Origin of the sequence: Acinetobacter guerrae (assembly GCF_009372255.1) — a bacterium.
In the GTDB taxonomy this organism is placed as follows: Bacteria; Pseudomonadota; Gammaproteobacteria; order Pseudomonadales; family Moraxellaceae; genus Acinetobacter; species Acinetobacter guerrae.
This window is the reverse complement of sequence record NZ_LXGN01000034.1, coordinates 103848-130146: the sequence shown is the minus strand read 5'-3', so window position 1 is coordinate 130146 and position 26299 is coordinate 103848. Positions and strand designations below refer to the sequence as shown.

33 protein-coding genes, 2 tRNA genes and 1 pseudogene are annotated in these 26299 nt (G+C 37.6%); 27 read left to right on the top strand and 9 right to left on the bottom strand.

Annotated features, from left to right (window positions below):
- Positions 1-3 precede the first annotated feature (3 nt).
- Both A7A69_RS10240 and A7A69_RS10235 read right to left on the bottom strand, forming a co-directional pair.
- Positions 4-297, bottom strand: coding sequence for a hypothetical protein (locus tag A7A69_RS10240; RefSeq protein WP_120369003.1), 294 nt, complete (start codon positions 295-297; stop codon positions 4-6).
- A gap of 61 nt (positions 298-358) precedes the next feature.
- On the bottom strand, positions 359-2524 hold the full coding sequence (locus A7A69_RS10235) for a TonB-dependent siderophore receptor (protein ID WP_152877385.1): 2166 nt from the start codon (positions 2522-2524) through the stop codon (positions 359-361).
- A 217-nt stretch (positions 2525-2741) separates the two neighbouring features.
- On the opposite strand from A7A69_RS10235, the gene lpxB reads away from it, so the two are divergent.
- Entirely contained in the window at positions 2742-3923 is a 1182-nt protein-coding gene (gene lpxB / locus A7A69_RS10230; protein ID WP_152877384.1) for a lipid-A-disaccharide synthase, read from the top strand.
- A 48-nt stretch (positions 3924-3971) separates the two neighbouring features.
- Here the strand turns inward: lpxB and A7A69_RS10225 are convergent, their stop codons facing one another.
- A complete protein-coding gene (locus A7A69_RS10225) occupies positions 3972-4841 on the bottom strand; it encodes a DUF2797 domain-containing protein (protein ID WP_152877382.1) in 870 nt (289 codons plus the stop codon).
- A 34-nt stretch (positions 4842-4875) separates the two neighbouring features.
- On the opposite strand from A7A69_RS10225, the gene A7A69_RS10220 reads away from it, so the two are divergent.
- Both A7A69_RS10220 and A7A69_RS10215 read left to right on the top strand, forming a co-directional pair.
- A complete protein-coding gene (locus A7A69_RS10220) occupies positions 4876-5337 on the top strand; it encodes a DUF6231 family protein (RefSeq protein WP_120369073.1) in 462 nt (153 codons plus the stop codon).
- A gap of 108 nt (positions 5338-5445) precedes the next feature.
- Positions 5446-6090, top strand: a complete 645-nt coding sequence (locus tag A7A69_RS10215) for a YidB family protein (RefSeq protein WP_120369006.1) — start codon at positions 5446-5448, stop codon at positions 6088-6090.
- Positions 6091-6137: 47 nt separating this feature from the next.
- Here A7A69_RS10215 and A7A69_RS10210 read toward each other — a convergent pair whose 3' ends face one another.
- Positions 6138-7292 (bottom strand): DUF6670 family protein, encoded by a 1155-nt coding sequence (locus tag A7A69_RS10210; protein ID WP_152877380.1) that lies wholly within the window; start codon positions 7290-7292, stop codon positions 6138-6140.
- Between the two features lie 108 nt (positions 7293-7400).
- The gene (locus tag A7A69_RS10205; RefSeq protein WP_152877378.1) at positions 7401-8288 is read right to left on the bottom strand and encodes an ATP-binding protein; all 888 of its coding nucleotides are present in this window, start codon (positions 8286-8288) and stop codon (positions 7401-7403) included.
- A gap of 160 nt (positions 8289-8448) precedes the next feature.
- Here A7A69_RS10205 and A7A69_RS10200 point away from each other — a divergent pair, with 160 nt between their 5' ends.
- The 4 genes from A7A69_RS10200 to A7A69_RS10185 all read left to right on the top strand — a co-directional run bounded on the left by A7A69_RS10200 (position 8449) and on the right by A7A69_RS10185 (position 11073).
- Positions 8449-9948 carry a DUF3336 domain-containing protein gene (locus tag A7A69_RS10200; RefSeq protein ID WP_152877376.1) on the top strand — a complete coding sequence of 500 codons (1500 nt, stop codon included), beginning with the start codon at positions 8449-8451 and terminating at the stop codon, positions 9946-9948.
- A gap of 6 nt (positions 9949-9954) precedes the next feature.
- A complete protein-coding gene (locus tag A7A69_RS10195) occupies positions 9955-10746 on the top strand; it encodes a protein kinase domain-containing protein (RefSeq protein ID WP_152877374.1) in 792 nt (263 codons plus the stop codon).
- A 103-nt stretch (positions 10747-10849) separates the two neighbouring features.
- Positions 10850-10934: transfer RNA gene (locus A7A69_RS10190), tRNA-Leu, on the top strand.
- Positions 10935-10999: 65 nt separating this feature from the next.
- Positions 11000-11073, top strand: a tRNA-Trp gene (locus A7A69_RS10185).
- Positions 11074-11143: 70 nt separating this feature from the next.
- Here A7A69_RS10185 and A7A69_RS10180 read toward each other — a convergent pair.
- Positions 11144-11725, bottom strand: a pseudogene (locus A7A69_RS10180) (site-specific integrase); the annotation flags it as partial.
- Here A7A69_RS10180 and A7A69_RS10175 point away from each other — a divergent pair.
- From A7A69_RS10175 to A7A69_RS10150, 6 genes are all read left to right on the top strand, one after another.
- Positions 11721-13115 (top strand): replicative DNA helicase, encoded by a 1395-nt coding sequence (locus A7A69_RS10175; protein ID WP_152877372.1) that lies wholly within the window; start codon positions 11721-11723, stop codon positions 13113-13115. The pseudogene A7A69_RS10180 and the gene A7A69_RS10175 sit on opposite strands and share 5 nt — an antisense overlap.
- The gene (locus A7A69_RS10170) at positions 13112-13291 is read left to right on the top strand and encodes a hypothetical protein (RefSeq protein WP_152877370.1); all 180 of its coding nucleotides are present in this window, start codon (positions 13112-13114) and stop codon (positions 13289-13291) included. The genes A7A69_RS10175 and A7A69_RS10170 overlap by 4 nt, the downstream gene beginning before the upstream one ends.
- A gap of 2 nt (positions 13292-13293) precedes the next feature.
- Positions 13294-13725 carry a hypothetical protein gene (locus A7A69_RS10165; protein WP_152877368.1) on the top strand — a complete coding sequence of 144 codons (432 nt, stop codon included), beginning with the start codon at positions 13294-13296 and terminating at the stop codon, positions 13723-13725.
- Between the two features lie 10 nt (positions 13726-13735).
- A complete protein-coding gene (locus A7A69_RS10160; protein WP_152877366.1) occupies positions 13736-14245 on the top strand; it encodes a hypothetical protein in 510 nt (169 codons plus the stop codon).
- A 130-nt stretch (positions 14246-14375) separates the two neighbouring features.
- A complete protein-coding gene (locus tag A7A69_RS10155) occupies positions 14376-15791 on the top strand; it encodes an AAA family ATPase (RefSeq protein ID WP_152877364.1) in 1416 nt (471 codons plus the stop codon).
- Positions 15792-15798: 7 nt separating this feature from the next.
- Positions 15799-16365: a hypothetical protein gene (locus tag A7A69_RS10150; RefSeq protein WP_152877362.1), complete on the top strand. Its 567-nt coding sequence runs from the start codon at positions 15799-15801 to the stop codon at positions 16363-16365.
- Between the two features lie 143 nt (positions 16366-16508).
- Here the strand turns inward: A7A69_RS10150 and A7A69_RS10145 are convergent, their stop codons facing one another.
- From A7A69_RS10145 to A7A69_RS10135, 3 genes are read right to left on the bottom strand one after another with little or no spacing between them, the layout of a single operon-like run.
- Complete coding sequence (locus A7A69_RS10145; RefSeq protein WP_152877360.1) at positions 16509-17402, bottom strand: hypothetical protein; 894 nt, start codon at positions 17400-17402, stop codon at positions 16509-16511.
- 21 nt (positions 17403-17423) lie between these two features.
- Positions 17424-18266: an HNH endonuclease gene (locus A7A69_RS10140; RefSeq protein ID WP_152877358.1), complete on the bottom strand. Its 843-nt coding sequence runs from the start codon at positions 18264-18266 to the stop codon at positions 17424-17426.
- A 1-nt stretch (position 18267) separates the two neighbouring features.
- Positions 18268-18669 (bottom strand): (deoxy)nucleoside triphosphate pyrophosphohydrolase, encoded by a 402-nt coding sequence (locus tag A7A69_RS10135; RefSeq protein ID WP_152877356.1) that lies wholly within the window; start codon positions 18667-18669, stop codon positions 18268-18270.
- A gap of 355 nt (positions 18670-19024) precedes the next feature.
- Here A7A69_RS10135 and A7A69_RS10130 point away from each other — a divergent pair, with 355 nt between their 5' ends.
- From A7A69_RS10130 to A7A69_RS10070, 14 genes are all read left to right on the top strand, one after another.
- A complete protein-coding gene (locus A7A69_RS10130; protein WP_241675244.1) occupies positions 19025-19276 on the top strand; it encodes a hypothetical protein in 252 nt (83 codons plus the stop codon).
- A gap of 134 nt (positions 19277-19410) precedes the next feature.
- Positions 19411-19674, top strand: a complete 264-nt coding sequence (locus A7A69_RS17045; protein WP_421721587.1) for a Com family DNA-binding transcriptional regulator — start codon at positions 19411-19413, stop codon at positions 19672-19674.
- 40 nt (positions 19675-19714) lie between these two features.
- Positions 19715-20116: a hypothetical protein gene (locus tag A7A69_RS10120; RefSeq protein ID WP_152877350.1), complete on the top strand. Its 402-nt coding sequence runs from the start codon at positions 19715-19717 to the stop codon at positions 20114-20116.
- A gap of 294 nt (positions 20117-20410) precedes the next feature.
- Positions 20411-20650 (top strand): hypothetical protein, encoded by a 240-nt coding sequence (locus A7A69_RS10115; protein ID WP_152877348.1) that lies wholly within the window; start codon positions 20411-20413, stop codon positions 20648-20650.
- 296 nt (positions 20651-20946) lie between these two features.
- A complete protein-coding gene (locus A7A69_RS16610) occupies positions 20947-21117 on the top strand; it encodes a hypothetical protein (protein WP_171500807.1) in 171 nt (56 codons plus the stop codon).
- A gap of 131 nt (positions 21118-21248) precedes the next feature.
- A complete protein-coding gene (locus A7A69_RS10110) occupies positions 21249-21554 on the top strand; it encodes a hypothetical protein (RefSeq protein ID WP_152877346.1) in 306 nt (101 codons plus the stop codon).
- 69 nt (positions 21555-21623) lie between these two features.
- Complete coding sequence (locus A7A69_RS10105) at positions 21624-21812, top strand: type II toxin-antitoxin system HicA family toxin (RefSeq protein ID WP_152877344.1); 189 nt, start codon at positions 21624-21626, stop codon at positions 21810-21812.
- Between the two features lie 2 nt (positions 21813-21814).
- Complete coding sequence (locus A7A69_RS10100) at positions 21815-22198, top strand: type II toxin-antitoxin system HicB family antitoxin (protein ID WP_187349217.1); 384 nt, start codon at positions 21815-21817, stop codon at positions 22196-22198.
- Between the two features lie 199 nt (positions 22199-22397).
- Positions 22398-23339 (top strand): major capsid protein, encoded by a 942-nt coding sequence (locus tag A7A69_RS10095; RefSeq protein ID WP_152877340.1) that lies wholly within the window; start codon positions 22398-22400, stop codon positions 23337-23339.
- Positions 23340-23392: 53 nt separating this feature from the next.
- Positions 23393-23572 (top strand): hypothetical protein, encoded by a 180-nt coding sequence (locus tag A7A69_RS10090; RefSeq protein WP_152877338.1) that lies wholly within the window; start codon positions 23393-23395, stop codon positions 23570-23572.
- Positions 23572-23961: a head-tail joining protein gene (locus A7A69_RS10085; RefSeq protein ID WP_152877336.1), complete on the top strand. Its 390-nt coding sequence runs from the start codon at positions 23572-23574 to the stop codon at positions 23959-23961. Before A7A69_RS10090 ends, A7A69_RS10085 begins: the two co-directional genes overlap by 1 nt.
- A gap of 32 nt (positions 23962-23993) precedes the next feature.
- The gene (locus A7A69_RS10080; RefSeq protein WP_152877334.1) at positions 23994-24605 is read left to right on the top strand and encodes a hypothetical protein; all 612 of its coding nucleotides are present in this window, start codon (positions 23994-23996) and stop codon (positions 24603-24605) included.
- 2 nt (positions 24606-24607) lie between these two features.
- Positions 24608-24790: a DUF2635 domain-containing protein gene (locus A7A69_RS10075; RefSeq protein ID WP_152877332.1), complete on the top strand. Its 183-nt coding sequence runs from the start codon at positions 24608-24610 to the stop codon at positions 24788-24790.
- A complete protein-coding gene (locus tag A7A69_RS10070; RefSeq protein ID WP_152877330.1) occupies positions 24787-26292 on the top strand; it encodes a phage tail sheath subtilisin-like domain-containing protein in 1506 nt (501 codons plus the stop codon). The genes A7A69_RS10075 and A7A69_RS10070 overlap by 4 nt, the downstream gene beginning before the upstream one ends.
- The last annotated feature ends 7 nt before the right edge of the window (positions 26293-26299 follow it).

Below are 26299 nucleotides of genomic sequence, written 5' to 3'. Positions count from 1 at the left end.
GATTTAACCTAGTCCTATCGTCAAAAAAATACAAATGCCTGAAATTACAACACTATAAATTGTAAGTTTTAGCAGGGATTGAATACAAAATGCCATAATGACAAATAACGCATAAAATAAAATAGCGCAAAAAGCAGCTAAATAAACAGATTCAGCTTTTGGAAGAGTCATATTAAAAATATAACTTAAAGCGATGCTTAAAAATGCAGTGCAAATAAAACCGACAATAAAAGCAATAACAAAGCGATAGAACACTGCAAATCGGTAAGTGATAGAAAGAGAATGTGCTTTACTCATATTGGTTTGCTTCTTTTTAAATGCTAAAGCCAAGCCTTGGGCCAAGACTTGGCTTAATGGATTAGTACTTAAATTTTACAGCAACGGTATAATTGGCAGATTCACCATAAAAAGCTTGTCCATCTGGGAAGCTATTCAAATATTTTTTATCTGTAATATTATTTCCATTTGCCTGTAAGCTAATATGTTCATTAACATCATAACTTGCCATCACATCAACCAAAGCATAGGCATTTTGTTTGATCAGATTTGAATCACCTAAACTTACATCATAAAGTTTGATTGAATCTTGCCAACGTAAACCTGCTCCAATTTTTAATTTTGGTAAAACTGGAACAGTATAAGTTGTAAGTAAGTTTAAAGTTTGAGTTGGGTTATAGGTTCGTGCTTGCCCACCATTCTTTTTATCTTTAATGCTGAACTGTGCATAACCAAAAGATAAATTCACGTTATCTGTAATTTGTCCTGCTAAACTAACTTCGACACCTTGAGAGTCTAAATCAGTGGTAAGGACTTTATGATTTAAAGGATTACCATCAGAATTTTTTAAAGGGTAATTATTTTGTTCGGTTTTAAAGACGGCAAGTGTTCCTATTAACTTATTATCTAACCACGAACTCTTCATACCGACTTCGTAGCTTTTACCATCAATAGGTTGCAATGCTTTGTTGTCTACACCTGCGCCAGTTTGAGGTCTAAAAATTGAAGTATAACTTGCGTAGCCTGTATATTGAGGACTGAAGTTATAAGTAATCCCTGCGTATGGTGAGAATTTGTCTTCATCATAATACATATCTGAGCCATAGCTATTACCACTACTTTCAGCTTGTACATAATTACCGCCTAATAATAGCTTTAAATCGTCTGTGAGATGTAGACGTGTTGCAGCATAGAATGAATCAATTTTTTGTTTATATTTAGCGGCTTCTGAAAAATCTGACCATGTGACAGACTGAGGCGTCCAACTTGCCCAATTTGTTGTGAATTGACCGAGAAAGTTACCATCTTCATCATATTTATCAAGCACATTACTATCATTTATATAACCACTAGTTTCGCGATCATGTTGTTTATTTTCAACATGGCTATAACCTAAAGCCGCTTCATGTTCTTTGCCAAAAAGCGCATACGTGCCCTGTAGATCAAAATTAAATAAATTCTGTTCATTTTTTTCTTTACCACCCCAAGCCGTTAAAGAAACATCACTACCTTGTGCCGTTGGATTACCATAATAATAAAGTAATCTACTGTCATGTTCAGTATTGGTATAATTATACGTAAGTTTTGCAGTCCATTTTTCACCTAACTTTTGTTTTAATTCTGCGAAAGCTTCTTGGGTTTTATGATCCCAATGTGCCCAGTCAGGGTTTGGATTGTAAGATCGACTATACGAAATTTGTTTACCATTATTGTCTAATAATGGAAGACCTCCCCAATTGTTGGCATTGGGGTTATTTTGTTGCTCGCTATAACCAACGGTTAAGGTTGTACTGTCGGTTAAATCAGCATCTAAAATTCCTGCAAAACCATTTTTTTCAGACGAATACCGATCTAAATAAGAGTCACCAGTCTGCTCAAAACCCATGATTCGACCACGTACACGACCATCTTTAGTTAAAGATCCAGATACATCTGCTTCATAACGTTGAGTATCCCATGATCCATAGCTGATACCACCATTTATAAGTAAATCTTTGGTTGGTCTTTTACGGATATTATCTATGGTTGCACTTGGATCACCGAAAGCATTCGTAAGAGCATCAGCACCTTTAATCACTTCTACTCGATCGTAAAAATAAGTATCTGGGTTGGTATTATTATAGTTGTAGTTGGACAGTGGGAAACCTACGCCATCATTCAAAATATTAGATATTTCAAAGCCACGAGACATATAAGTAGTACGTTCAGTTTCTTGATTTGAAACTGTGACACCAGGCGTATTTTCAAGAACTTTACGCGTTGAGTTTAAATTGAAATCATCCATCTGTTGGCGGGTGACAACATTGATTGTTTGCGGTGTTTCCTGCGCGTCAATATTTAGCTTGGTCGCACTACTACTTTTTTTGACGATATAAGATTTAGTCTGTTCTGAACTTTGATTACCAGAAGCATCCGCCTGAAGTTCAATCACAGGTAACGTAGTTTCATCTGCATGAGCAAGATGCACCTGAAAAATTGCCAATGTGATTAGAGATAACTTAAATAGAAATGGGTTGGATGAGGTCATGAGATAAAGTAATGTGAATAATTCTCATTTATTTTATTGTTTAGCTAAACTGACTACAATCTAATTCTTATCGTTAATTATGATGATGCCGAGATTTCTAAATGTAAATTTAGATGTCCTTTTGTAACTGTATTCAGAAATTTTATGCATTTTTTTGATTATATAGACGATATGCTAATATGACTTAAGTAAGAAATTTGATGCAGGACGTTTGCAATTGTCTACACGGAAATTAAAAATTGGCATTGTGGTTGGAGAAGTTTCGGGCGATACGCTAGGCGTAAAACTGATGCAAAGTTTTCGTGAGCAGGGTATTGATGCTGAATTTGAAGGTATTGGTGGCCCGCAAATGATTGCGGAAGGTTTTAAAAGCTACTATCCGATGGAAATATTGTCGGTGATGGGAATTGTTGAGGTTTTAAAAGATCTCAAAAAATTGTTCGCAGTACGAGATGGCTTGGTTGAAGTCTGGACAGCTCAACCTGTAGATGTATTTATTGGAATAGATGCCCCAGATTTTAATTTAAGATTATCTAGAACACTGAAAGAAAAAAACTTACCCATCAAAACTGTACAGTATGTAAGTCCATCGGTATGGGCATGGCGACAAGGACGAGTACATGGCATTAAGAAAACCATTGATTTGGTGTTATGTCTATTTCCGTTTGAAAAGAATTTTTATGAACAGCATGGTGTACCCGCGGCCTTTGTCGGACATCCGTTAGCAAAGCAACTTCCTTTAAATAATCCAATTCAGGATGCAAAGCGAAACTTGGGACTTGATTCTGAGAAAACGTATATTGCCTTGCTACCGGGTAGCCGTCGGGGCGAAGTGGAACGGCTGCTGCCTTTAGTGTTAGGCTCAGCCCAGATTTTATCTACAAAATACCCAGATGTTGAATACTTGATCCCTGCAATTAATGATGCACGCAAGACTCAAATTGAAACAGAAGTTCGGCATTGCGATCCAGCTTTGATTCCAAAAATACATATTCTTGAAAATAGAGATACTGAATCAAAAATTGGTCGAATGGTGATGAATGCCAGTGATATTGTGGCTTTGGCATCGGGTACGGCAACCTTAGAGGCGATGCTGTTACATCGACCAATGGTCACTTTTTATAAGCTCAATACGTTGACTTATTTTATTGCCAAGTTTTTGGTCAAAATTCCATATTATTCTTTACCGAATATCATTGCAGGTAAAAAAGTCATTGAAGAATTAATCCAGAAACAAGCAACACCTGAACGTCTAGCACAGGAAATTGAATCACTTATGAATATAGAAAAATCTCAGGTTCAGGTGATGCAACATATTTCGATGCATAAAAGACTCATTTCTGGCGATACTGAAGATCCTGTTCAAGCGATTTTAACGTTGCTTGAACCACAAGCTTAGTCAAAAAATGGAGCAGTGATTGCTCCATTTTCTTGAAAAGGACAGGTTTTAAGCTCGCAGAATTAACTCATAACCTGTGTATTTTCGTACATTAATGACGCCAATATCAAAAATTAAATATTGCCCTTTGATTCCGTGCAGGACACCACGAATTTTAGGTGTTTTATCTAAATTTAATGATTTGATTTTTTCAGGGTATTGTTCAACTGGGTAAACAAATTGACGTGGTTGTTCATTTTCTAGAAACTCAACAGATTCATCAAACTCAAGATTTTGCTCAAACTCTGCGCGAATGTTTTGAATTTTTGGAGCAAATTCTTCAATAATCTGATCGCGTTGTTCCAGTAGGTTTAAGGGCTCAGCTTCACCTTTTAAAAGTTTACGCCAGTCTGTCCTATCTGCGACTTGTGTACCAAATAAAATTTCTAGTTGACCTGATAAGCGCCGTGAGCCGACCTTTAAAATGGGTAATGCCTGCGTCGCACCTTGGTCTAACCAGCGTGTAGGCATATGTGTGAGACGGGTAATTCCGACTTTAAGGGCGCTAGAGTTTGCCAGATAAACAATATGTGGCTGGAAGCAGACATTATGTGCAAAATCATCTTCACGGCAAGTCCCAAGATGATAATGACAGGTTTCTGGCTTCATAATACACAGGTCGCATTCCGCTTTGGTTTTAAAACACTTAAAGCAATGTCCTTGTGAATAGGATTTTGGCGTTTTAGCGCCGCAAGAGGTACAGTAAATATTTCCCGTCCATTCAATCTCAACTTCCTGACCAGGAACAAATGGTAGGTCGATTTCTGAACGATCTAATATAAATTTATATTCAACATTTGCCTTGCTTGCGTGCTGATCAGTTACACTACAGTCTTTAAGCGCTGCGTGCATTTTATGGCAAATGCCTTGTAGTTCCATCAATTTAAACTCACATCAAAATAAGGTTGCAGTTATGGCTGAATTAAATGTCATCACTTCTATGCTAGACGATTTATCAAGTGAACAGCCCATACATACTGCACTCTGTATAGGTCAAAATATTGACCAAAATAGCGCAATCCAGTGGCACTATTTTAACGTAAATGAGTTCTTAAATCTGCCTTTTAATCAGCGTTATGATCTGGGCTTTGTGGTTTTTGATACGCCACTTATGTGTGAAATTTCTGAAACAGAAAAATCGCAGCTTTTGGTGAAACTTCGTGATTTGATGGCAAAAAGAATTGTAGTGGTGAGTAAACATCAGGATGAAAAATTACTTCGTGCTTTAGGTTTCACCCAATTGATTGATAAGACTTCGCATCAGGCAGATTTTGCCTTATGGCAATTTAATATTTTAACTTATAAGCATGTACCTGACTGGTTTAATTCAAAATTTTGGGCAAACCCTGACAACTGGGATAAGTTTCGCTGGTAATTCTAAAAGATGCTTCACCTTGCAAAAATAAACAATTTGTTTTTTGGAAAGAAGCCCTCATCTGATCTATGCTGAAGATGGAATGATTTTCTTTAGGATAAACATAACATGACGGATTTAACCAATATTGTTGAAATTCTGGCAAAACAGGCTTTAGGCGGTCAACAATCTTCTCAAGGCGGTTTGGGTGGTATTTTAGGCTCTGTACTTGGACAGTTGGGTGGCAATCAGCAAACTCAGAGTCAAACGAATAACCAGACTGAAACGAATAACCAAACTGGAACTACGAATAGTGGACTGGGCGGCATTTTAGGTTCGGTACTGAATCAATTTGGCGTAGGTACAAATACTCAAACTACCAGTAATCGTACTGGCGGTTCGACACAGGCCTTATTAATTGTAGTGGTTCCATTGATTTTGGCGTGGATTCAAAAACAAGGAGGGTTACAAGGAGCGATAGACAAGCTTAGAAATGTAGGTCTAGGTTCCCAAGTACAAAGTTGGGTCGATCCAGAACAAAGCAACAACCCAAATGTATCTACAGATAATGTTCAGCAATTATTTGATGATCAGGAAGTTGAGCAAATAGCTGAACAGACACAAGTGCCAAAACAGGATATTTATGGCGCAATTTCATCTGTATTGCCACAGATTATCAATTCATTGACCCCTCAAGGCGATCAAACCAATCATCAGGAAGCCAATCAGGACATTCAGAATGTTCTCAATATGGTTTCAGGTTTTCTCAAATGATAAATTAAACTGGGCTTTCATGCTTTTTAGCTGAAAGCCTTTGGTCATCATATCATCGTGATGCTTTGCTGATATTGTATGGATGCCGTAACATCTTCTGGATATGGGCAAATCTCAGTTTGTTCGACCACATCAATATATTCAATATAGCCTCGTCCCGATTGTCGACCTTCAACGCTATACGCCTCAAACTGAAATGCTGCGCTATATCCTAAGCCTAACCCATATTTAAATTCAGTATCCACTTCTGCTTGTACATGAAGATATTGCTCACCTTCATTGTTGAATATTTGCCATTCAAAGTTTTTAGGTAAAAGTGTGTATTGCCCGAAAGGGGAAAGTATAGGCGTGTCCTGATAATCAAGAATATTGAATTGAACGTTGTTATAAACTTCACTAAATCCGCCTTTATGCCGTATGTATGCTCTATAACTCATTGGCTTACCTGCAATATCAACTTTATAAAAGATGACTTGCCTTTGCGCATCTAAATTAAGTACTTGGTAGGTCATAAAATTGACAGGAATTTTTTCAGTGATTGCTAAAGCTTGAGGAATCAAGCTGTGTGGTGTTGCAGATCGGGAAAATTCAAAAGAACCGATACCAGAAACAGGATAATGCTCACCTTCAAACTCAAAAATACCTTCATAATGCATCATGAGGCTAAAATGGTCACATAAAGGGGTTTTAATCATCCATGAAGCTTGACGGCTCAGGTTGATCAGTACATTAAATTGAATGCCACTATAATCTCCTTTAAGGCGAAATTCAGGATATACACCTTCGATTAAAAGTTCACGACCAAATAGAATTTTATCCTTAATATGAATCACTTCCTCACTATCTAAGGTATAACCTTTTAAAAATCCAGTATTTTTTAAAGCTGTACTCATAAAAACTGTTGCATTATTTCGTGCAGTACCACGTTGTAGCTCGTCCTGATCGAAACAAAGTAAACCTGTTGTACCCAGCACTGCGGAAATATTAAGATAATGAAAAGGTGTAATTAATTCTGGAAAATTAAAAGCATAGCGCGAACATGAATAAAAATGATGCTCAAAATAAGGTTGAATGATCGTCTCTAGCTGAAAAATTTGACGTGAAAAAATATTGGATTGGTCAACCAATGGGGTAAGGTGATGTAAGGTTTTTGCTAAAATTTCAGCACGGGGAGATAACTTGGGAAGAGAGAAAAGATTCATAAAAATAGCCTGTCTCGTTATAAGTTATACTGTTCAGTGTATAAAGCTTTCAAAGACAGGCTATAGATCTGATAGAGTCAGTTTTTAGTCAATAAAGGACAATTGAGCTTATTTATTGTCAGACAATTTTTGCTGTAACTGTTGCGCGCCAATCCAATGTTTAGAAAACTGATAAGCAGCACGACCTGAGCGTTGACCGCGTAATTGACACCATCTCAAGCTTTCTGCACGTACTTCTTCATCAAATTTCAGACCTGATTTTTTAATATAATGTTCAACAATTTCAAGGTATAAGACCTGATTCATTGGATAGAAAGAAAGCCATAAACCAAAACGATCTGACAATGAAATTTTTTCTTCAATTGCTTCTTGGGGATGTAGCTCTGTGTATTGCGGTACATCTATTTTGGTGACAGGTGTATTTTCGTGCATAAATTCAGGCAAAAGATGACGGCGGTTACTGGTCGCGTAAATAATAAAATTACTCGTACCTGATTGTAATGAACCATCGAGCACACTTTTTAGACTGCGATAATTTTCATCTTCTGCATTAAAAGCTAGATCGTCACAATAAACGATAAATTTTTCAGCACGGTTTTGAATAATTTTTTGAATAAGTGGTAAATCTGAAAGATCATCACGTTCTATCTCAATCAGTCGCAATCCACGATCTGCATATTGTGTGAGTAATGCTCTTACGATAGACGATTTGCCAGTACCTCTTGAACCTGTTAATAAAACATCATTGGCAGGATAACCTTCAAGAAATTGTAATGTATTTTGAATAATTTTCTGTTTTTGTGTGTCAATACCTAATAAATCGTCAAGATACATCTGCTTGGGAATGAAAATGGGTTTGAGTTGTTTATTTTGCCATTTAAAGGCAGGAGCAGTGAAATCTGGCTCTTGATGAACTTCTGGCAAAGTCTGATGAAGCTGCTTTAACACCAGAGAAAGGGTTTCAATCAGATGATCTGGGAGTTCAAAATTTGCCATGTTGATTCCATTATAGTCATTGCCATAAGATGATACAGTTTCCTTTATGATGTTTCAAAATAAACCGCTGCATTTACAAGTCGAACATTTTAGCAATTGACCCTATGATGATCAGCTTACATAGTGCATATAATTATCCAGAATCAGGATTTGGCTTGGTATGTTTGGAAAACTTAAACAGGATATGAACTCGCATCAGCTATATCGTGTAAAAAAGCTGAAATATCAATTAAAAAACGCTGAGTCTTATGATGAATGGAAATCTGTTGCCTTAAAGTTAGATGAAGAAACAGGGGCGCAAGAGTGGAAATATGATAACAGCTCGCCTTATTTTAATGCCGAAGTTATTTCTTATCGCCTCAATCTATTACGCAAATATCGCAATCAAAAAAGAGTATTGGATGCGCTTTATCTTTTACAGGAAGGTTTAACTCATGATATTGCCAATATTGGCCATCCGATGTTGTTTACCGCAAGTTATATCGGAACAAAACAGATCATTGAAGATTATGTTGAAGAAGTAAGCCATTGTCTTACCTTTATTGCGATTAGTACCTGCCAAACTTTATCAATTGAGCAAAAAATTCATTTTTTTGAAAATTGTCAAAAAGCCTACGGACAGCCAGCTTTAATGTTCTCTGGTGGTGCGACACTAGGCTTGTTTCATACAGGTGTTTGTAAAGCATTAATTGAACAAGACTTAATGCCAAAAGTACTGTCAGGTTCCAGTGCAGGCGCAATTATGGCTGGAATGCTTGGAACATCTCAAGTGGCTGATATTCCAGAGATATTAAAAGGGGAGCAATTCTTTACAGAAGCATTTCATTTTAGAAAGTTAAGTGACATTTTAAAGGGTAATGGTGGCTTGGCAGACGTCAAATATTTAAAGAATTTTTTAATTGAAAATTTGGGCGATTTAACCTTTGCCGAAGCCTACGAAAAATCTGGCTTGCATACAAATGTTGCAGTTGCTCCTTATGATGCTTCGCAGAATCCTCGTATCATGAATGGATATACCGCACCAAACTTACTTGTCTGGAGTGCGGTTTTAGCGTCTTGTGCTGTACCCGTCTTATTTCCTCCAGTTCGTTTGACCAGCAAACGCTTTGATGGAGCGTATACACCTTATATGGCCAATGCAAAATGGGTGGATGGGAGTGTCCGAAGTGACTTTCCACAAGAAAAAATGGCACGTTTATACAATCTGAATTATACCATTGCCAGTCAGGTTAATCCGCACGTTGTACCCTTTATGCAAAGTGATCAATCTCGCTACCGTAAAGACTTGCTTAGTTGGCCTCAACGCATTTTACGCCGTCAGGGTAAAGTCGTTGCTATGGGATTGATGGACTTTACGCGCGAACGATTAGGACGTGTACCACCCGTACGCCGTTTACTCGATCATGGCTATGGTGTTGTTGGGCAGCGCTATTATGGTGATGTCAATATTATTGGTAACTTTAATCTACGCAATTACAGTTATATGCTACAAAATCCACGGCCTCAATTGTTTAAACGCCTTCAACAAGAAGGGGAGCGGGCAACATGGCCGAAAATATCTTCTATTGAAATTCATGCAAGAATTGGTAAAACCATTCAACATTGTCTGGAAATGTTAAGATTTCAGGAAAGTCAGCATCTAACAAAAAGAAGTGTTTAATCATTAATGCTTAAAGATTTTGAACATTTAAATTTAAAGACCAAACCTAAAAGTCTGGAGTTAGGACGTCGGCTCTATACGTTTGAATATCAGCGGCATTGCTATTGGCTAAAATTACAACGACTAGATTCAAATGCGATGAGCACATCTGGTTTTAAGCATGAACTAAATTTTTATCAACAGATGAAAGATTCTGCTGATTTTATATTACCTGTCCAATTTATTCAGCTAGATGAATTTTTACAGGAAAAAATCGTAACATGGGGAATTATGTTGCCACATGCAGATTCTTATTTTAAAGAACAGGTGTCTTCTCTGAGCTTACTTGAAATTAAGCATCATCTGCACAGGGCATTAGTCGGACTTGGCAAACTGCATAGATCAGGCTGGATACATGGCGATTTAAAAGCAGAACATTTTGTTCAGTATCAACAGCGCGTTTGTCTCATCGATTTTGAGCAGAGTCGGCAAAGCCATATCAACGATTCAATCACGATGACAGCAACCCCCCATTATATGGCGCCAGAGCTATTTCATGGCAGCCAAAAAACGATTCAAAGTGATTTATATGCCTTAGGAATTATCTTTTATGAATGGCTGACACAAACGCGCCTAAGTGCAAATAGTTATATGCAGTGGGCGGTTCTGCATTGTCGGCAATTAAAAATAAAGCTTCCTACCGACTTGGAATGTTTTGAATCTTTGTTGAATGGCTTATTAAGCAAGCAGCAAAATAACCGTTTTAATGATGTAAATCAGGCTTTAACGATACTTAATTTAACAAAACCGCCGATATAATAAACATAAGCTTTTGATTTGTTTTTTATTTAATCAACCAATTGGTTTTTTTATAAAAAATACTTGTCACAATGAAGCCTTCTCTATAATATACACAGCCATCGGGGGCGTGGCGAAATTGGTAGACGCACTGGATTTAGGTTCCAGCGCCGCAAGGTGTAAGAGTTCGAGTCTCTTCGCCCCCACCATATTAAGCATGAAATTTTCTTGCTTAAGTATAACAAGAAGTAGCATTCTTCTTGTTATACGATGTAGAGGATTGGTGTAATGGTAGCATGACGGTCTCCAAAACCGTTCGTCAAGGTTCGAGTCCTTGATCCTCTGCCAGAATTTAGTTGTAAAATTAGGCGCTTATTGAAAGCGCCTTTTTTATTGCCACATTTTTGCCACATTTCGGCTAATTGGTATTTAGTTTCGCCATCTCAATTTTGTTCTTATCGCCGTGCATCCATTTGGCATAGCGTTTCATCAGCATTTGTAAACTATGACCAAGTTGGTCCGCAACAAAGACAGGATTGACGCCATCCATCAAGAGCATCGTGGCATAGGTATGTCTGGCATTGTAAGCGGGACGATGACGAATACCACAGGCTTGCATTGCATCAACCAAGCGATTACGTGCAGTTTCCTCGCCATAGAATGGCTTATTGGTCTCAGGGCAAATCATCACATAATCATTGCTCATTTTTAGTTTCTGAATTTCTTTTAAGGCACGGGTTGAGCGGTCATTCAAATATACTTCGCGTACCGTATGTGTTTTAGTCACGCCTTTCTCTACACCACGGACACGGCTTTTGCTTATTCGCATGGTCCCGTTAAACCAGTCTATATCTGACCAACGTAATGCAATCATTTCTGAAGGACGACAGCCACACCAAAATGCCAGTTCAAAATACCAATGGTAGAATTGATCTTTTCCTTCTAAGTTTTTATTTAGCCAATCGAGTAGGGCATTCATCTCAACGCGGCTAGTCATGTCAGTTGAAAAATTATTGGACGATCGCCTGAAGAATCACCAGTACGAAATTGCTGTTCTTGCAACACTGATGACTTACACCAATGCATGTAACGAGTACATCGGACAAATTACACCAGACTTATTCACGATCCACACCCACCAAGTTATTTATAACGGGATGCGTAAACTTCATGATGAGGGCATTGCGGTTGACGGCGTTACGCTGTTGGGTGGTATTCAATCACTAGGTGAGTCAGCGCGTGGTGTGAATGAAAAATACCTCATGGACTTTTTGGCAAATTCACCCGTTTCAAAATTAAGCCATTTTCCTGATTACTTAAAGCATCTGCAAGATTTAAAAGCCCGCCGTGATTTACGTGATGCAGCAGACAAAACAAAAGCTCTTGCCAATGATTTAAGCAATGGATCTGCGGACGATGCTATTGCGAAGGCAACGGGTTTGCTAAACGATATTGGAACTGGTCATGAATCAGATAGCGTTGAGCATATCGCATATGCTGCTTTGAGCGTATTTGAGGAAGTGGCACGTGTTCAGGATGAAAAATTAAAGGGTACATACCGCGTCCGTGGAGTCAATACGGGCTTTATTGGTCTGGACTCAAAACTTAATGAGGTAATGCCAGGTGATCTGGTTTTAATTGCTGCGCGCCCATCGATGGGGAAAACAGCATTTGCCCAAAATATAGCAGCGCATATCTCAACCAATTTGACCAAACCAGTGCTATTTGAATCTTGTGAGATGAAGAAAGCCAAAATAGCCCGCCGTTTTATCTCAGCAATTGGTGATGTGAAATTAAGTAAATTGCAATCGGCTGAACTTGAAGGTGAGGACTGGACTGGCATTACCCAAGCAACCCAGATATTAGAAAAATCACCTATTGAGCTACACGACGGCGATGTGACTTTACATGATATACGCCGACATGCTCGCCAGACAATCAAGGTACACGGCAGCATTGGTGCAATCTTTGTAGATTACCTGCAATTAATCAAAACACCTTATTTGCCAATTAGCACATCTGAGAATGAGCGATTAACTCATGTATCCAACGGACTTAAAGCGATAGCCATGGAATTTGATTGTCCAGTCTTTGCTTTATCCCAGTTAAGCCGAGATGTAGAGAAGCGCCCAAACAAACGTCCAGTAATGTCCGATCTTCGCGGTTCAGGTGCATTGGAGCAGGATGCAGATGTAATTTTGTTTTTATACCGAGATGAATATTACAACCAAGATAAATCGAAATTTTTGGGCCTGCTTGAAGTTAATGCAGCGAAATGTCGCGACGGCGCAATTGGTAGGACATTCCTATGTTCTGAACTCGAATATAGCCGATTCTCCAATGTTGCCAGTCACCAGTTGGAAAGCTTGGAAAGGAGTGAGGCAGCGTGAAGTGGAAAATGAAACAACGGGTAAATCAGCGCCTTCGTCAGCAAAGAAATATTCAATCAATTATCAAGAATAGTCATTGTCCACATGGTTATGACATTGCGTGTTTGTTATGTGGTTTTGGTGAGGTTGATGGGAAACGGGTTTGGCATAGTTGGGCTAAGGAGCGAGATAGATAGATATGAAAATATTAGTTGGCATCGATACTGGTGTGAATACGGGTTTCGCCGTTGCAGTAGATGAGGGTAAGGGTGGTGACCTGATTCAAGTCATTTCTTTAACTATTACTCAGGCAATGGCAAGAGTGAAAGAGCTGTGCGAATTATACGGACAAGCAGAGGTATGTTTATATATTGAAGATGCGCGCAAGCGTACATGGTTTACAGGTGGACGTGAAAAAGCTCAGGGCGTGGGTTCAGTCAAACGAGATGCGCAAATTTGGGAGGATTGGTGCAAAGAAAACAAGATCAATTACAAAATGATCCATCCGAAGGATAACTGTACCAAGTACAAGGCAGATGCTTTCCAAAAAGTAACAGGCTGGGTGGGGCGTACCAATGAACATGCACGTGATGCAGCGATGTTGGTTTTTAAAAGATTTGCAAAGTTTTAAGGAATATAAAATGAATACAGCGGTAGTAAATCAACATATTTTGCAAAGCGTAGATTGGACCCGATTTGATTTGGAAAGTTGGCTCTACCAGTTTGGAGCATGGCTGGATCAGAAAAGCTTTACTGGGGTACCAAATGGTGCATACAGTAATCCACTTGCATCGGCCATGATTCAGGCAGAGAAACAACGGCGTTTAAAGCGCCTAAGTAAGAAAAAACAACGTGAAATCATCGCCAGTTATTTCGTGAGTGAGAACGAACCATACCGGAAGCATAAGTCTAAAACCAAATGCATGATTGATGACAACGAAGCTCGTGCTGTACAGCGACTGATCCTCGACTTGACTGGCCAGAGTGAAATTATGGATGACTGGATGGATGCGCTAGTTGATCGTTACTTCCGTGGGCAATCTTGGTCAGAGATGGCAAATGATGAGCGTACCCAGAACGATGCTAGACAGGATGTGAAATGTGGCTTGGCTGTTTTGCATTGTAAGTATGGGTTTATTGAACTAAAGTAAGATTTTTAGCTATTTAATCGTAGAAAGCCCAATAATTTAGTGATAAAAATTATCTAAGTAACTTAAAGTTAATGTTAGAAAGATTTTGCTGTGTTAGTATTTTGAGTCAATTGAGGTACTTAAAAAAAATATGAAATTTAGTGTTGAAGTAAGAAACTTTGGAAAGATTAGGGATGCTAAGGTTAATTTGGCACCATTTACAGTTATTTCAGGTACAAATTCATCTGGTAAGAGTTTTTTATCAAGGGCTCTCTACACTTTTTTCAGTACAATTAATAAGGATCATGTAACTGGTGAGGCTAGGCGCTTATTTTCCTCAATTGATAGTCTTTTACGTTCAGGATACATTTTAACTAAAGAGCCTAGTTCAAAAATTGAAGAGCTTTTTTATGATTTAGATTCGTTGCTAGTTGAGTTAGATGAAACAATAAACTCAATTTTTGCTGGCTGTACTTTTATTGAACAACATACTAATAATTTAATTATTGCTGATAAAATTGATTTAATTGAAGATTTTGTTCAGGGTCTTAATTTAGAATTAGAGAATAAAAAGAAATATACTGATTTTTCTGAACGAGTTCAATTATCTTTAAGGCAAATTAAGAGCTTAAAAGATATTGTGAAAAATCCTATTAAAGTATTATCTAGGAAGCTTGGTGATGAGTTTAAAAATAATTTAAAAGAAAATTTTCAAGTTATGTCGTTAAGTGATTTAAAGACTAATGGTTCAAGCTCTGAAAATGCTGCTTTCAATATTGAAAAGCTAGGTGAAATTAAAATTGAAAAAGAAATGATCGATTTTAACCTAAATACAGATGCAATTTCTGAGTTTCAATCCTTACGAAATGTTGTTTTTGTAGAATCACCAATTTATTGGAAATTAAGAAAGCCTTTAATGGAAATACAAAGACGTTCAAGAAGTACCCCTCTTTTTGCATTCAATAAACAAAATTCAGAATTACTTGGTGTTCCTAAATATTTTTATGATTTAATGGAGTTGTTAAGCTTAGATATAAAGTCTGATGCTAATAATGATGATTTTGTCAATTCTATTCTAGGTAAGATTAATAGTACTCTTTCTGGCGAGCTTGATTTATCAGACAGTGGTGAAATTTATTTTAAAGACAATGGTTGTTCAAAAAATATTAATCTAAATTTGACTGCCACAGGAATTACTAATTTAGGTGTTATAGGTTTGCTTGTCAAAAAGAATGTAATCTCTAAAGGAAGTTATGTTTTTATCGATGAGCCAGAAGTTAATTTACATCCTGCTTGGCAACAAGTAATGATTGAAGCATTGTATGAACTTAGTAAGAATGGTATCAGTGTTGTAGTAGCAACACACAGTATTGATATGATCAAATATATTGAAAATATCATGGATCAATTAAGCTATAATGAAATAATTGATCATTTTGCTATTAATAGACTTTCTAATAATGGTATTTCAATTGAAGATAATCTTGATCCTAGACAATCACTTTTAAAGATTAAAGATGATTTAGGGAAGCCATTCTATGATTTAGTTTTAAGTCAAGGGTGGTAATAATTACATGCGTTGTATTAGTACATTTTTAGAAGCTATTGACCATGAAATGCCAAACTATACTCATATTGTAATTAATAGGGAATCTTACAAAGTTGATGGGAATAGTGGAATAAAGGTTTATTGTAGTGAGAGAGAACTAAAGTCTGTAGATTATTTTGACTTACATCCAAGTAAAGGTTTTTTATATTTAGAATTTAGCGATTTAATAGCGCAAGATGAGCAAATAAAAGAAAAACTAAAGCAGTTGGATGAAATTCAATTACCTAAAGAAATTGATAGAGAGATTAGAAAACAATTCTATAATAAAAAGATTCATCAGGAATTAGTTCAAAAACTTAAAGATTCCGTTTACTTGAACTCAATGATTATGCCAAAGCATATAGTAAATATTCCTAAAATATTTGAAACAATAGGCCATTATGTTATTGTGATTGCTCCAATAGAAGAGTCAAAAAGAGCTGATGTCGCTAGGTGTATAGACAGATGGCGTGATGCAATTCGAACTAGTATGCCCAAAGATATGTATGATAGTGTAAGTATTATTACGTTGGATCAATTTCTTGCAGCATAAAAAAAAGCACCCTCCAAGTTAGACTGAATGTGTCCAACTTTCGGGGTGCAGTTCATCAACGGTGCTTTTTTTAATCCCTTAAAATTTCATCTTTTAGAATAGAGTATTTTTCTCATTTTTTAAGTGCTTGAAATATTTATTAATTAATCAGTTGTGTTGTCATAATTTATATATAGATACTCGATTTCATCTGTTATAGGGATTGAAAAACTAACAAAAAGAACACTAGAGTTTTCTTGATATAAAGTATTTAGTAATATTGAGTCTTTACTTAAAGTTGTAGCATAGTTTTTACTGGTATCTGTTTTGGCTTTTAGCAGAATAGAAATATCTTTTAAGTTATTTAAGGTTTTTTTATCTATTTGAAATATATATTCATTGTTTTTATTATATTTTGTTTTTGATAATAAGTAAGCATAGTGTTTTTTTGAATTATTACTATAATTTATAATTGTATAAGACTTTAATAGGAGAGTCTCATATTCATCTTTTTTTGTATTGTAATAACCACTTAGATCCTTTTTGGCATATAGACAACGATCTTTGCCACATATCAAAGTAAAGTATTTTTCTTTGTCTTTAAGAACATAGTCGATGCTATTTGAAATACTTCTAACCTTTATTTTATATCCATCTTCCTGAAGACTTATCCAGTGCTTTAAAGGTATAAATAATAAGATAATGAAACTTCCCACTAGTGTAAAAATTAGAATTAAGTGTGTTTCTAATTTCCATAATTTATTTGCTTTAGTTACATCATCATCTCTTTTACTATTTTTTATCTGTCTTGTGAAAACTATAATGAACCATATCAAGCCTATTATGATTGGAACAAATAACATGAGGTGAAAACTATGCAAAAATCCGTAAAAAAAGTAATCACTAAAATCAAAATTTAAAAAAGAATAAGTAATACCTGTATTAAGTGTAATACCTTCAATGTAAGCTCTACCAGCTATATAATGGTAACCTAAAAAAGCAGAAACAAAATATGTTACACTAAGGGTTAAAATTGTATTCAGGTCAATGTTTTTCATAAATTAATATTTTCAGGAAATTTAATTGTTAATTAAAGTGGCTGACAAAATGCCCATTTTCTCTCTTAACTTTAGTTTGTCATCCTCAGTATCAATAATATGCATCTTCTTATGGCAGTTAGGGCAAAGCGCTACAGTATTTTCAATAGTATCTGATCCGCCATGTGCTAACCATTCAATATGATGTGTCTCAAGGTATGGCTCACCATTTTGATCCTTAAAAGGAGCCGGTTGCTCACATAGCTGACAAACACCATTAGCCATACGTTTAGCAAGTTGTGCAATAGCATCAGAACGAATGTAATACTTAGTCTGAGTATGGCGATAACCCACATCGATTTGAGCTGTCGCTTGAGCTTCGAGTAAAAGTTGCTCAGTGGATTTCTTTTTATACTTGCGCTGCTTTTTTTGGCTGGCAATATTAACTGTTTCAATATTTAGTGAAGTACGAGAATCTAATAACTTGACAGGGAATATCCAGACCATCCGGTTTTGTTTATTCGCATCCGGTTGCACCTTTCGATAAGGTGCGTTGATCAGATTCACTGGTCCCTGGTAAATGTACTGTTTGTCTACGAATACTTCGAATAGGTGGACTGAAACGCCGTTAATGTGACTCTCTGCAAGCGTTTTATTCTGGCTTTTAAGCTCTTGGTCCCCAACTTGTCCCATACCTGTGTAATGAAGTTCATCGCCAATCCATTTATCTTCATAAATTGATTCAACATGATTTGAGATGATCACTAAAGTATTGGTTTTGAGAGACCGGCGCATTCCACCTTGTGGAGAGCACCCGAAGTATTCACAGAGCTGACCGTTATCTAAAACAGTGCCGGGAATTAGATCGTTAAAATTTTTCAACATGTTAAATCTTATTGTTAAGTAAGTAATTCACAATGGGGATATCAGCAGAAGCCCAATCGAGTTGTTCTAAATCATCGATAGTGTACCATTGTACATCCTGGTGCTCATTTAAAGCCAACTCTTCAATTGAATTTACCATACAAGAAAATGTCACAAGTTGAATGTTAAAGTCCGGATAGGAATGTTTTATGGTCAATAGATACTCTTTTACTTCGATATTCAAGTTAAGCTCTTCTCTAATTTCTCGAATGAGTGCTTCTTCATATGACTCTTCAGACTCAACTTTACCACCTGGAAATTCATATTTATTCGATAAGTAGGGATACTTGTGTGCAGATTTTTGAGCACATAAAATTTTATCTTGATAGTAGATAACTGCTGCAACGACGTTTAGATTTTTCATGTAATAAGAAGAATATAAAATTTTGTATTATTACAACTTTAAATATCTATCAGAACAACATAATTAACAGATTAATTTTTAAATATTGACCCTGCGCAAAGCAAATGCTATTTTTAGGTTATAGTGGTCGAATTATAGATAAAGATCATAAATTAAGGTCCGCATTTGTGGGCCTTTTTTGTTTTAAATACTTGATTAGTTTTGGTAATATGTTTTAACTAAAACCATTAGATAAAACATGAAGAGATATTTACTTTTAATTTGTTTAATTGTTTCAAATTGCTGTTTTGCGGATTCGAATACTCCCGGCCTTCAATCATCTTGTGAACGTCTGAGCGTTCAAGCAGAGAAAATTATGGAGCGTAGACAGGCGGGTGTAACGCTGAATGATGAAAAAGAGTCAATTAGAAATTTCTTGGATTTTCACGAGTTTAATTCTAAAAATTCCAAATCAGAATTTGAAAAATTTATGAATATTATTTTAATTGAGGCTTATCGCGAAAATATCAAAGACAATGATTTCGCCAAAGAAATGATGATCAGCGGTTTTAGGCAAAGAATTTTTTATAAATGTTTAAGTGGCGAAATTTTCGATGGGTTGATATGAGTCATTCAAGCCAATAAAAACTAACTGATATTTAACTCACTTCGGTGGGTTTTTTATTGCTCTAAAAAAAACTCGGTATCCGTTTGGAGCCGAGTTTTCTCATTTTAGACCGGGAACGACACATTGCGCTAACAATGCGCCGTTCTCCTGACAGACCATACCTGTCAAAAGCAAGCCCAGCTATCGTGCACACGATCAGCAGAGGCTACCAAAAATCAATGCTTTTGCACAGGAAATTTAAAATGGAAACGATTAAGTGTCGATCATGTGGCCGTTTGTTAGCCAAAGGGAAGTTTATTTCTTTGGAGATTAAATGCCCACGCTGTAAAACACTCAATTCCATGAGCATCGTGAATGCCAAACCAGATTGCCTCGAGCAACTTAAATCAAAGCCCTGACATTCAGTTAGGAGTATTTAAACTTTAAGAGGTGATTAAAATGCCAGTATTAACTACTGAGTTACAACAAGCTTATGCAAACGCTATTCAAGTTTTGTTTGGTGGTGTAGTTCAAGCAAATCCAGGAGACGTTACTCAAACCGTCGTTGAATATGTTGATACGATGATGAAAGAAATTTCCAGTTGCTCTCAATCTATTACGCAGTTCAGCTTTGGTTTGATCTACGATGCCACAGTAGGCGCTGCTGTAGGTTATGTTATTACTAAATTGCGTGATGACTTGGCTGCTGAAGTGGGTGCTGAATTGGTGAATAACCAACTATCAGGTATTTTAAGTGACTGGGTAACCGCTTTAACTGGTAATAATCAGTTTGTTGGCTGCTTATATCAAGCACGTGCCAATTGGCGTTCAGCAATTACGATTGAGTTGATGGGAATCTAACTCGTATATCGGAATGAACGAATCGCTGCAATAAACAATACAGTGATTATTAAATAAAAGACGTACTCAACAACTCCACTAGAGGGGTTGTTGGGTAAGTAATGATAAATGACAAGCGCAACTATTACTAAAAGAATAAGAGTCAAGCTCAAGCTGATCACCTGATTTTGAAAATATTTTAAATATTACACCATAGATTGATAAGTTCATGGTTGTTTTTGATGGGTGGAATTTCTTAGAAACGCCGTTTTTCAATACTTTTAAAATGGTATTTCCATTTAATGAGTAAATACTATGAGCGTTACAGTTTCATACATCGACACTACAGAAGTTGAAAACAATCTTGCTACGCCTGAAATCCTTGAAAAGGAATATGAAAATCTTGCTTGTGCATACATTCCTAAGTTAAATCAAGAGCTAACAATATATTCAAACATATCCCATGAGGAAATTTTGTTTAGAGTTGTGGAAATAAGGGCTGGTGTCGGTAGAGATTCCGATCGGTTTGAAATTTTGATACATCGACTAAGTTAAAGCAATTTAAGTGAATAGCCATTATTGAACATTCAGTAATGGCTTTTTTTAACCATTTGAGGTGCTTATGAATAGGAAGCAAAAGAAAGAAAAACGATTAAGAGCAACATTTCATACTAAGCATCAAGCATGCGTAACTATCCCGCACAAAACAGAAATTAAAATCCCAGATTGGGATACTGAACTATTTGAAGTCGACAAGCAAAGTAAACATTTTGTGATGATGACTAAGTGCATTATGTGGTTTGTATTCGTAGTATCCCTTTTAATCCTTATTGTTAAAATGTGGTGGCGACATGGATAAAGTTGAAGCGGATAAAAATATTGCAATATATAAGACTGAGCTATCTAAGTATCAAAACCTGAACCGCAGTTTATTGTCTCGTGATGAGATGATCATGATTGATCAAAAAATAATTCACTTGAAAGAACGTATTAAATTCCTATCAATTTCTTTGTGTGATTAGTAAACATAAGAATTCATGTTTGCTCACTGGTCAAGAAAGACTGAAATGATACTGGGATTATATCAATTGAATATTTTCTTAAATTTAAAAATATCTTAATATCATGTTATTAACAATAACATGAGAAGAATATGAACTGGTTAATGGGTAAATTAGAAGATGTGAGCGATGTATTCAAAGTGCTTCCAAATTTGAAGTGGTTTTTATTGCTAATTTTCATTGTTGCTTTCGCAGTCCTACTACTATGGTTTCCAGTCTTAATTTATATTGCAAATATACAGTTTATTGAATCAAAGCCCTTTTATGATTTGATAGCTTTAAACTTTGAGTTTCTTAGACATGGTGTTTATGTTGTGCCATTACTCATAATTATCTGGGGCATTTATCAGGCACGGGAAGCATATAAAAAGAAGCTGAAACGAGTATACGGAAGATGAATCCCGCTACCTTCGGGTAGTTTTTAATTTTATACGTAAATATTTATAAAAGTTGTGTATAATTACACAATGAACAGCGAAGAAATTATCAAACGCTTAGAACAGGAAGGCTGGATCAAAGTGGGTGGTAAAGGCGACCATGAAAAATTTAAACATCCTGAAAAATCAGGTCATGTTGTCGTACCACACCCACGTAAAGACATGCCGATCGGAACTTTGCGCAACATATATAAACAAGCTGGTTGGGAATGGAGGTAAGTGTGTTGTATCCCGTATATGTCCATAAAGACCAAGACTCTGCTTATGGCCTAACTTTTCCTGATTTTGAAGGTTGCTTTAGTGCTGCTGATGACATGCAAGATATTCAGCATATGGCACAAGAGGCAGTAGAAGTGCATTTTGATGGTGAGGATTTACCCTTACCAGAGCCATCTAGCCCTGAACAATGGATTGGTGATGATCGCTTTGAAGGAGGTTATTGGTTATTGGTCGATATTGATTTATCTAAAGTCAGTAGTAAGTCCGTGCGGATCAATATCAGTATGCCTGAGTCACTGGTTAAGCGTATTGATGCAATGGCAAAAAAACAACATTTAAGTCGTTCAGCTTTCTTGGCGAAAAGTGCAGAGATGGCTTTACACTGAAGGTCTTGGCCTTGATCAATGCAAGTGCTATTTTTGCGTTATAGTGGTCGAAGTTTAAGTAAATGACCAAGAATTTAAGCCTGCATTTGAAATGTAGGCTTTTTTTATTGTCTAAATAAAGGACAATTCCTGTTAGTGTGCCAGCTTGCAGAACATGCCTTGAGTAACGTCTAAATGTTGTGGGTATTCCAGCTAATGCTTGGCAACCGCAGAAGTTGATATTGATGTAGACGTGGGTAAGCGCCGTTTAGCCCCTTTTGTTTCACCATTGGTAGAAGGAAAATTGGTGGAGCAACGTCGCTACCAAACTGATCGCTTTAAGCCTGCTTATATCAAAGATAAGCGGGCTCCCGACTTACAAAAGCCAGTTCGCCGTATGATCGGTGAGCAAATTGGTGGAAATAACCTGACACCACAGCAGCGTTATGAAGCCAATCTTGCATTTGAGATGGAAGATCAGGTGGATATGATTGATCGCCGCCTTGAGTGGATGGCAGCGCAGACACTTAAAACTGGAACATTGACGGTAACGGGTGAAGGGTTTCCCACACAGGTGATCGACTTCGGGCGTGCGCCGTCACTTACAGTCACTTTAGCAGGTGCAGCAAAGTGGGGCCAAGCTGGTGTATCACCTTCTCAAGACATTGAAAATTGGTCACATGAAATTTTGAAGCAATCTGGTGGTGTGGCGACTGAAATTGTATTTACCACAACCTCATGGCGTCATTTTATGAATGATCCAGTGGTTAAGCAGGCAATTTGGTATCCAGGTGGTGGTCAAGGTAATACAGTGAATATTGGCACTCAAATTCAACGTGGTGCGGTCTATAAAGGCAAATGGGGTCAATATGATCTTTGGTTGTATAACGACTGGTTTGTCGACCCGCTTGATGAAAAAGAAAAACCGATGTTGACGGATGGAACTGTACTGATGTCTGGTCCAGATCTCATGGGAACCCGTGCTTTTGGTTTGATTCTTGACCCTGCATTTGCCTATGGGCCGTTAGCATACGCACCTAAAATGTGGCTCAATCCCGATCCCGCACAAGCCTATCTGATGATGCAGTCCGCACCATTAACCATTCCATCTCGTGTCAATGCAAGCTTCTCTGCGAATGTTTGCGATCCTGTATTGACCTAAGGAGAAAGCAAATGAAATATGTAATCTGCTCTGGAAACTCCTTGATTTATGGTGTGGCTAAAACAGTGGGTAAGGACACCATTATTGATAACCAAAACTTTAGCGCTGGCGATCTGATTACAATCAAAGACCCTAAAGAAGCTGCTCGTCTTGTCGAGGCGGGTGTTATTCGAACCCTACAGGACTCTGCTGAGGTTGTCACAACTGAAGTGGGCGATAAAGGGGAAGACTAATGGCCGTGGACTGGCAAAACAAAGTCCTTTCTCCATTGGTGGGTGTCTTCGGGCAACCCATCACTTATTTTTCAGTCAAAGACAAATACAAGGTCGAATACCTACTGTCTGGCATTTTTGATGAAGCATATACCGATATCAACATTGTAGATGGTTTAACAGTGACATCAGTGAGTCCATGTGTGGGTATTAATCTTGTTGATTTGCCAGTCGAGCCGCGCCAAAAAGACAAAATACTGGTTCAAGCCTCATTTGGTGCACCTCTCGTTGATACCTTGTATATCGTCAAAAAAGTCATGCTTGATGGTCATGGTGGGTGTCGTTTGCTTTTAAATATTGCGCCAAAAAATAGTGATATGACCAGTGAGAAAGGAACTCAGGATCAATGAAATCAACAGTACCCATGCTATTTCGAAGAGAGATGCGAATAGCAGTAATTACCGCATTGCAAAAAGCACAATTGTGGGTTGATGAGATGCCAGTAACTATTGATTCACCTGGCAACTGGTCGTTGCAACATTTACAGAATGAAGGTGCCTTACCGTGCATTTTGATTCGAACATCTAATGAAAATAAGGCCTCAAGCATTCGAGCTGGTCAGCCACAGTTTAATACTTCAGTCAGCATAGATGTGATGTGTGTTGTGTCATCTACCACGGCTGAAAACGCTCAGGATGATATTGAGCAGGTTTGGTTTCAAATTGAAAACATTTTGCTCTCTGATTCATCAATCATTAACCGAGTTCAAAATGTGAATTCTGTTGATAGCAAGCTGGAAATAGATTCTTCAGGTAACGATCATATCGCCGCGATGTCAGCAGCATTTGTTTATGAAGGCTTTGAGGTTTATGACGGCATTAAAGATGTAGTAAATCTTGATAATGTCGGGATTCATATTGATTTAACCAATGTTTATGACCCTACTGGTACTTATCCAGACGCCCAATTTCCTCAATCCGTTTCAGATGCACCCAGAGCACATGGTCCAGATGGTCGTGATGAAGCAGTCATTGACATTCAACTGAGAGAATAAAAATGTATATCAAACCCAAACAGGGACTCAAAATCCCAGATCCCGCTTTGCTTGATTTTTTGCCAGAGGCTGGGCGAGAAGTTGAAGAAAATTCTTACTGGCTTCGGCGTTTACGCGATAAAGATGTGGTGAAGTTTCAATTACCTAAACCTCAAGCAAAAACCAAAACTGAGGGCGAAAAATGATTCCTTTTTCTAATCTACCGAATGAAGTTCGTGTACCTCTTTTCTACGCCGAAGTTGATAATTCACAAGCCAACACCGCAACAGCAATTCAGCGCACTTTGATCATTGGGCAAATGACTGAATTAGGTATGGCTGTTCCAGAAAATCCACAAATCTGCGGTGGTGTGGGGGATGCTCAAGCTAAGTATGGGATTAACTCGCAACTTGCCGCTATGTTTGCCGCGTACCGCAAAAATGATGATTTTGGTGAAGTATGGTGCTTGCCGCTTGCTGATCCAGGTGATGCACCATCAGCAACAAATACCATCACTATAACTGGAACGCCAGTAAAAAATGGTGTTGTCAGTTTATATATCGGCGGCGGCGGAAGTTGGGGAGATGGTACAGGGCTCTATCAAGTACCCGTAACCACACTTTCAACTCCTGCAACAATCGCAAGCGCATTAGCAAACCTAATTTCATCTGATTTAAAAGCTCCTGTAGTTGCGGATGTCACAGGTGGTGTAATTAGCCTCACGGCTGTTCATGCAGGTACGACAGGTAATGCAATCGATGTGCGTTTAAATTATTTAGACACACTCGGAGCACAATCTACTCCTGCAGGTCTGACTATTGAAATTGATACTCCAACCTTAACAGGTGGTGTAGTCACACCTGGATTGTCAACAGCTTTGGCTAATTTGGGTGATACTACCTTTGATTTTATCGTATGCCCATATTCTGATACTGCATCACTTGATGCTTTAGATGACTTTTTGAATATGCAGACTGGCCGCTGGTCGTGGAGCAAACAACTCTATGGCGGTTACTTTGCTGTACATAATGATACTTTTGGTGAGCTCACGACATTAGGCGCATCACGAAACAGTCCATTCGGTAGTATTTTGGGTGTTTATGATTCTCCAACGCCATCATGGATTATAGCGGCTCAATTGGTTGGATCGATTGTCCAGTCTATTAAGAGTGATCCGGGTCGCCCATTGCAGACATTACCTATTGCAGGGATGTTTGCGCCACCTGCAGCTAGTCGTTTTGAGTTGACTGAGCGTAACTCGCTTTTATATACCGGCATTTCAACTTTCAATGTGGGCGATGATGGCACTTGTCGGGTCGAGGCGATTATTACGACTTATCAGAAAAATGCGTTTGGGTCGCCTGATAATTCATTTCTAAAAATAGAAACTATGTATCTGCTGGCCTATATCTTGCGCTATATGAAAACCCGTGTCACTTCAAAATTTGCTCGCATGAAATTGGCTGCAAACGGTACTCGCTTTGCTCAGGGTTCGGCAATTGTCACACCGAATATTATTCGCGCGGATGTGATTGCAGCATATCAAGAACTTGAATTTAACGGCTATGTTCAGAATGCCGATGTATTCGCCAAAAGTGTCATTGTTGAGCAAAACGCACAAAACCGTAACCGGGTCGATGTACTTTGGCCAGGAACTCTAATCAATCAGCTCAATGTATTTGCATTGCTTGCTCAATTCAAGTTGTAAGGGGGAA

What these genes read in the sequence shown, in the direction of transcription:
- A7A69_RS10240 (WP_120369003.1), bottom strand. Translation starts at nt 297, where the DNA reads ATGAGTAAAGCACATTCTCTTTCTATCACTTACCGATTTGCAGTGTTC.
- A7A69_RS10235 (WP_152877385.1), bottom strand. Translation starts at nt 2,524, where the DNA reads ATGACCTCATCCAACCCATTTCTATTTAAGTTATCTCTAATCACATTG.
- A7A69_RS10225 (WP_152877382.1), bottom strand. Translation starts at nt 4,841, where the DNA reads ATGGAACTACAAGGCATTTGCCATAAAATGCACGCAGCGCTTAAAGAC.
- A7A69_RS10220 (WP_120369073.1), top strand. Translation starts at nt 4,876, where the DNA reads ATGGCTGAATTAAATGTCATCACTTCTATGCTAGACGATTTATCAAGT.
- A7A69_RS10215 (WP_120369006.1), top strand. Translation starts at nt 5,446, where the DNA reads ATGACGGATTTAACCAATATTGTTGAAATTCTGGCAAAACAGGCTTTA.
- A7A69_RS10210 (WP_152877380.1), bottom strand. Translation starts at nt 7,292, where the DNA reads ATGAATCTTTTCTCTCTTCCCAAGTTATCTCCCCGTGCTGAAATTTTA.
- A7A69_RS10205 (WP_152877378.1), bottom strand. Translation starts at nt 8,288, where the DNA reads ATGGCAAATTTTGAACTCCCAGATCATCTGATTGAAACCCTTTCTCTG.
- A7A69_RS10200 (WP_152877376.1), top strand. Translation starts at nt 8,449, where the DNA reads ATGTTTGGAAAACTTAAACAGGATATGAACTCGCATCAGCTATATCGT.
- A7A69_RS10195 (WP_152877374.1), top strand. Translation starts at nt 9,955, where the DNA reads ATGCTTAAAGATTTTGAACATTTAAATTTAAAGACCAAACCTAAAAGT.
- A7A69_RS10175 (WP_152877372.1), top strand. Translation starts at nt 11,721, where the DNA reads ATGTCAGTTGAAAAATTATTGGACGATCGCCTGAAGAATCACCAGTAC.
- A7A69_RS10165 (WP_152877368.1), top strand. Translation starts at nt 13,294, where the DNA reads ATGAAAATATTAGTTGGCATCGATACTGGTGTGAATACGGGTTTCGCC.
- A7A69_RS10160 (WP_152877366.1), top strand. Translation starts at nt 13,736, where the DNA reads ATGAATACAGCGGTAGTAAATCAACATATTTTGCAAAGCGTAGATTGG.
- A7A69_RS10155 (WP_152877364.1), top strand. Translation starts at nt 14,376, where the DNA reads ATGAAATTTAGTGTTGAAGTAAGAAACTTTGGAAAGATTAGGGATGCT.
- A7A69_RS10150 (WP_152877362.1), top strand. Translation starts at nt 15,799, where the DNA reads ATGCGTTGTATTAGTACATTTTTAGAAGCTATTGACCATGAAATGCCA.
- A7A69_RS10145 (WP_152877360.1), bottom strand. Translation starts at nt 17,402, where the DNA reads ATGAAAAACATTGACCTGAATACAATTTTAACCCTTAGTGTAACATAT.
- A7A69_RS10140 (WP_152877358.1), bottom strand. Translation starts at nt 18,266, where the DNA reads ATGTTGAAAAATTTTAACGATCTAATTCCCGGCACTGTTTTAGATAAC.
- A7A69_RS10135 (WP_152877356.1), bottom strand. Translation starts at nt 18,669, where the DNA reads ATGAAAAATCTAAACGTCGTTGCAGCAGTTATCTACTATCAAGATAAA.
- A7A69_RS10130 (WP_241675244.1), top strand. Translation starts at nt 19,025, where the DNA reads ATGGAGCGTAGACAGGCGGGTGTAACGCTGAATGATGAAAAAGAGTCA.
- A7A69_RS17045 (WP_421721587.1), top strand. Translation starts at nt 19,411, where the DNA reads ATGCGCCGTTCTCCTGACAGACCATACCTGTCAAAAGCAAGCCCAGCT.
- A7A69_RS10120 (WP_152877350.1), top strand. Translation starts at nt 19,715, where the DNA reads ATGCCAGTATTAACTACTGAGTTACAACAAGCTTATGCAAACGCTATT.
- A7A69_RS10115 (WP_152877348.1), top strand. Translation starts at nt 20,411, where the DNA reads ATGAGCGTTACAGTTTCATACATCGACACTACAGAAGTTGAAAACAAT.
- A7A69_RS16610 (WP_171500807.1), top strand. Translation starts at nt 20,947, where the DNA reads ATGGATAAAGTTGAAGCGGATAAAAATATTGCAATATATAAGACTGAG.
- A7A69_RS10110 (WP_152877346.1), top strand. Translation starts at nt 21,249, where the DNA reads ATGAACTGGTTAATGGGTAAATTAGAAGATGTGAGCGATGTATTCAAA.
- A7A69_RS10105 (WP_152877344.1), top strand. Translation starts at nt 21,624, where the DNA reads ATGAACAGCGAAGAAATTATCAAACGCTTAGAACAGGAAGGCTGGATC.
- A7A69_RS10085 (WP_152877336.1), top strand. Translation starts at nt 23,572, where the DNA reads ATGGCCGTGGACTGGCAAAACAAAGTCCTTTCTCCATTGGTGGGTGTC.
- A7A69_RS10080 (WP_152877334.1), top strand. Translation starts at nt 23,994, where the DNA reads ATGCGAATAGCAGTAATTACCGCATTGCAAAAAGCACAATTGTGGGTT.
- A7A69_RS10075 (WP_152877332.1), top strand. Translation starts at nt 24,608, where the DNA reads ATGTATATCAAACCCAAACAGGGACTCAAAATCCCAGATCCCGCTTTG.
- A7A69_RS10070 (WP_152877330.1), top strand. Translation starts at nt 24,787, where the DNA reads ATGATTCCTTTTTCTAATCTACCGAATGAAGTTCGTGTACCTCTTTTC.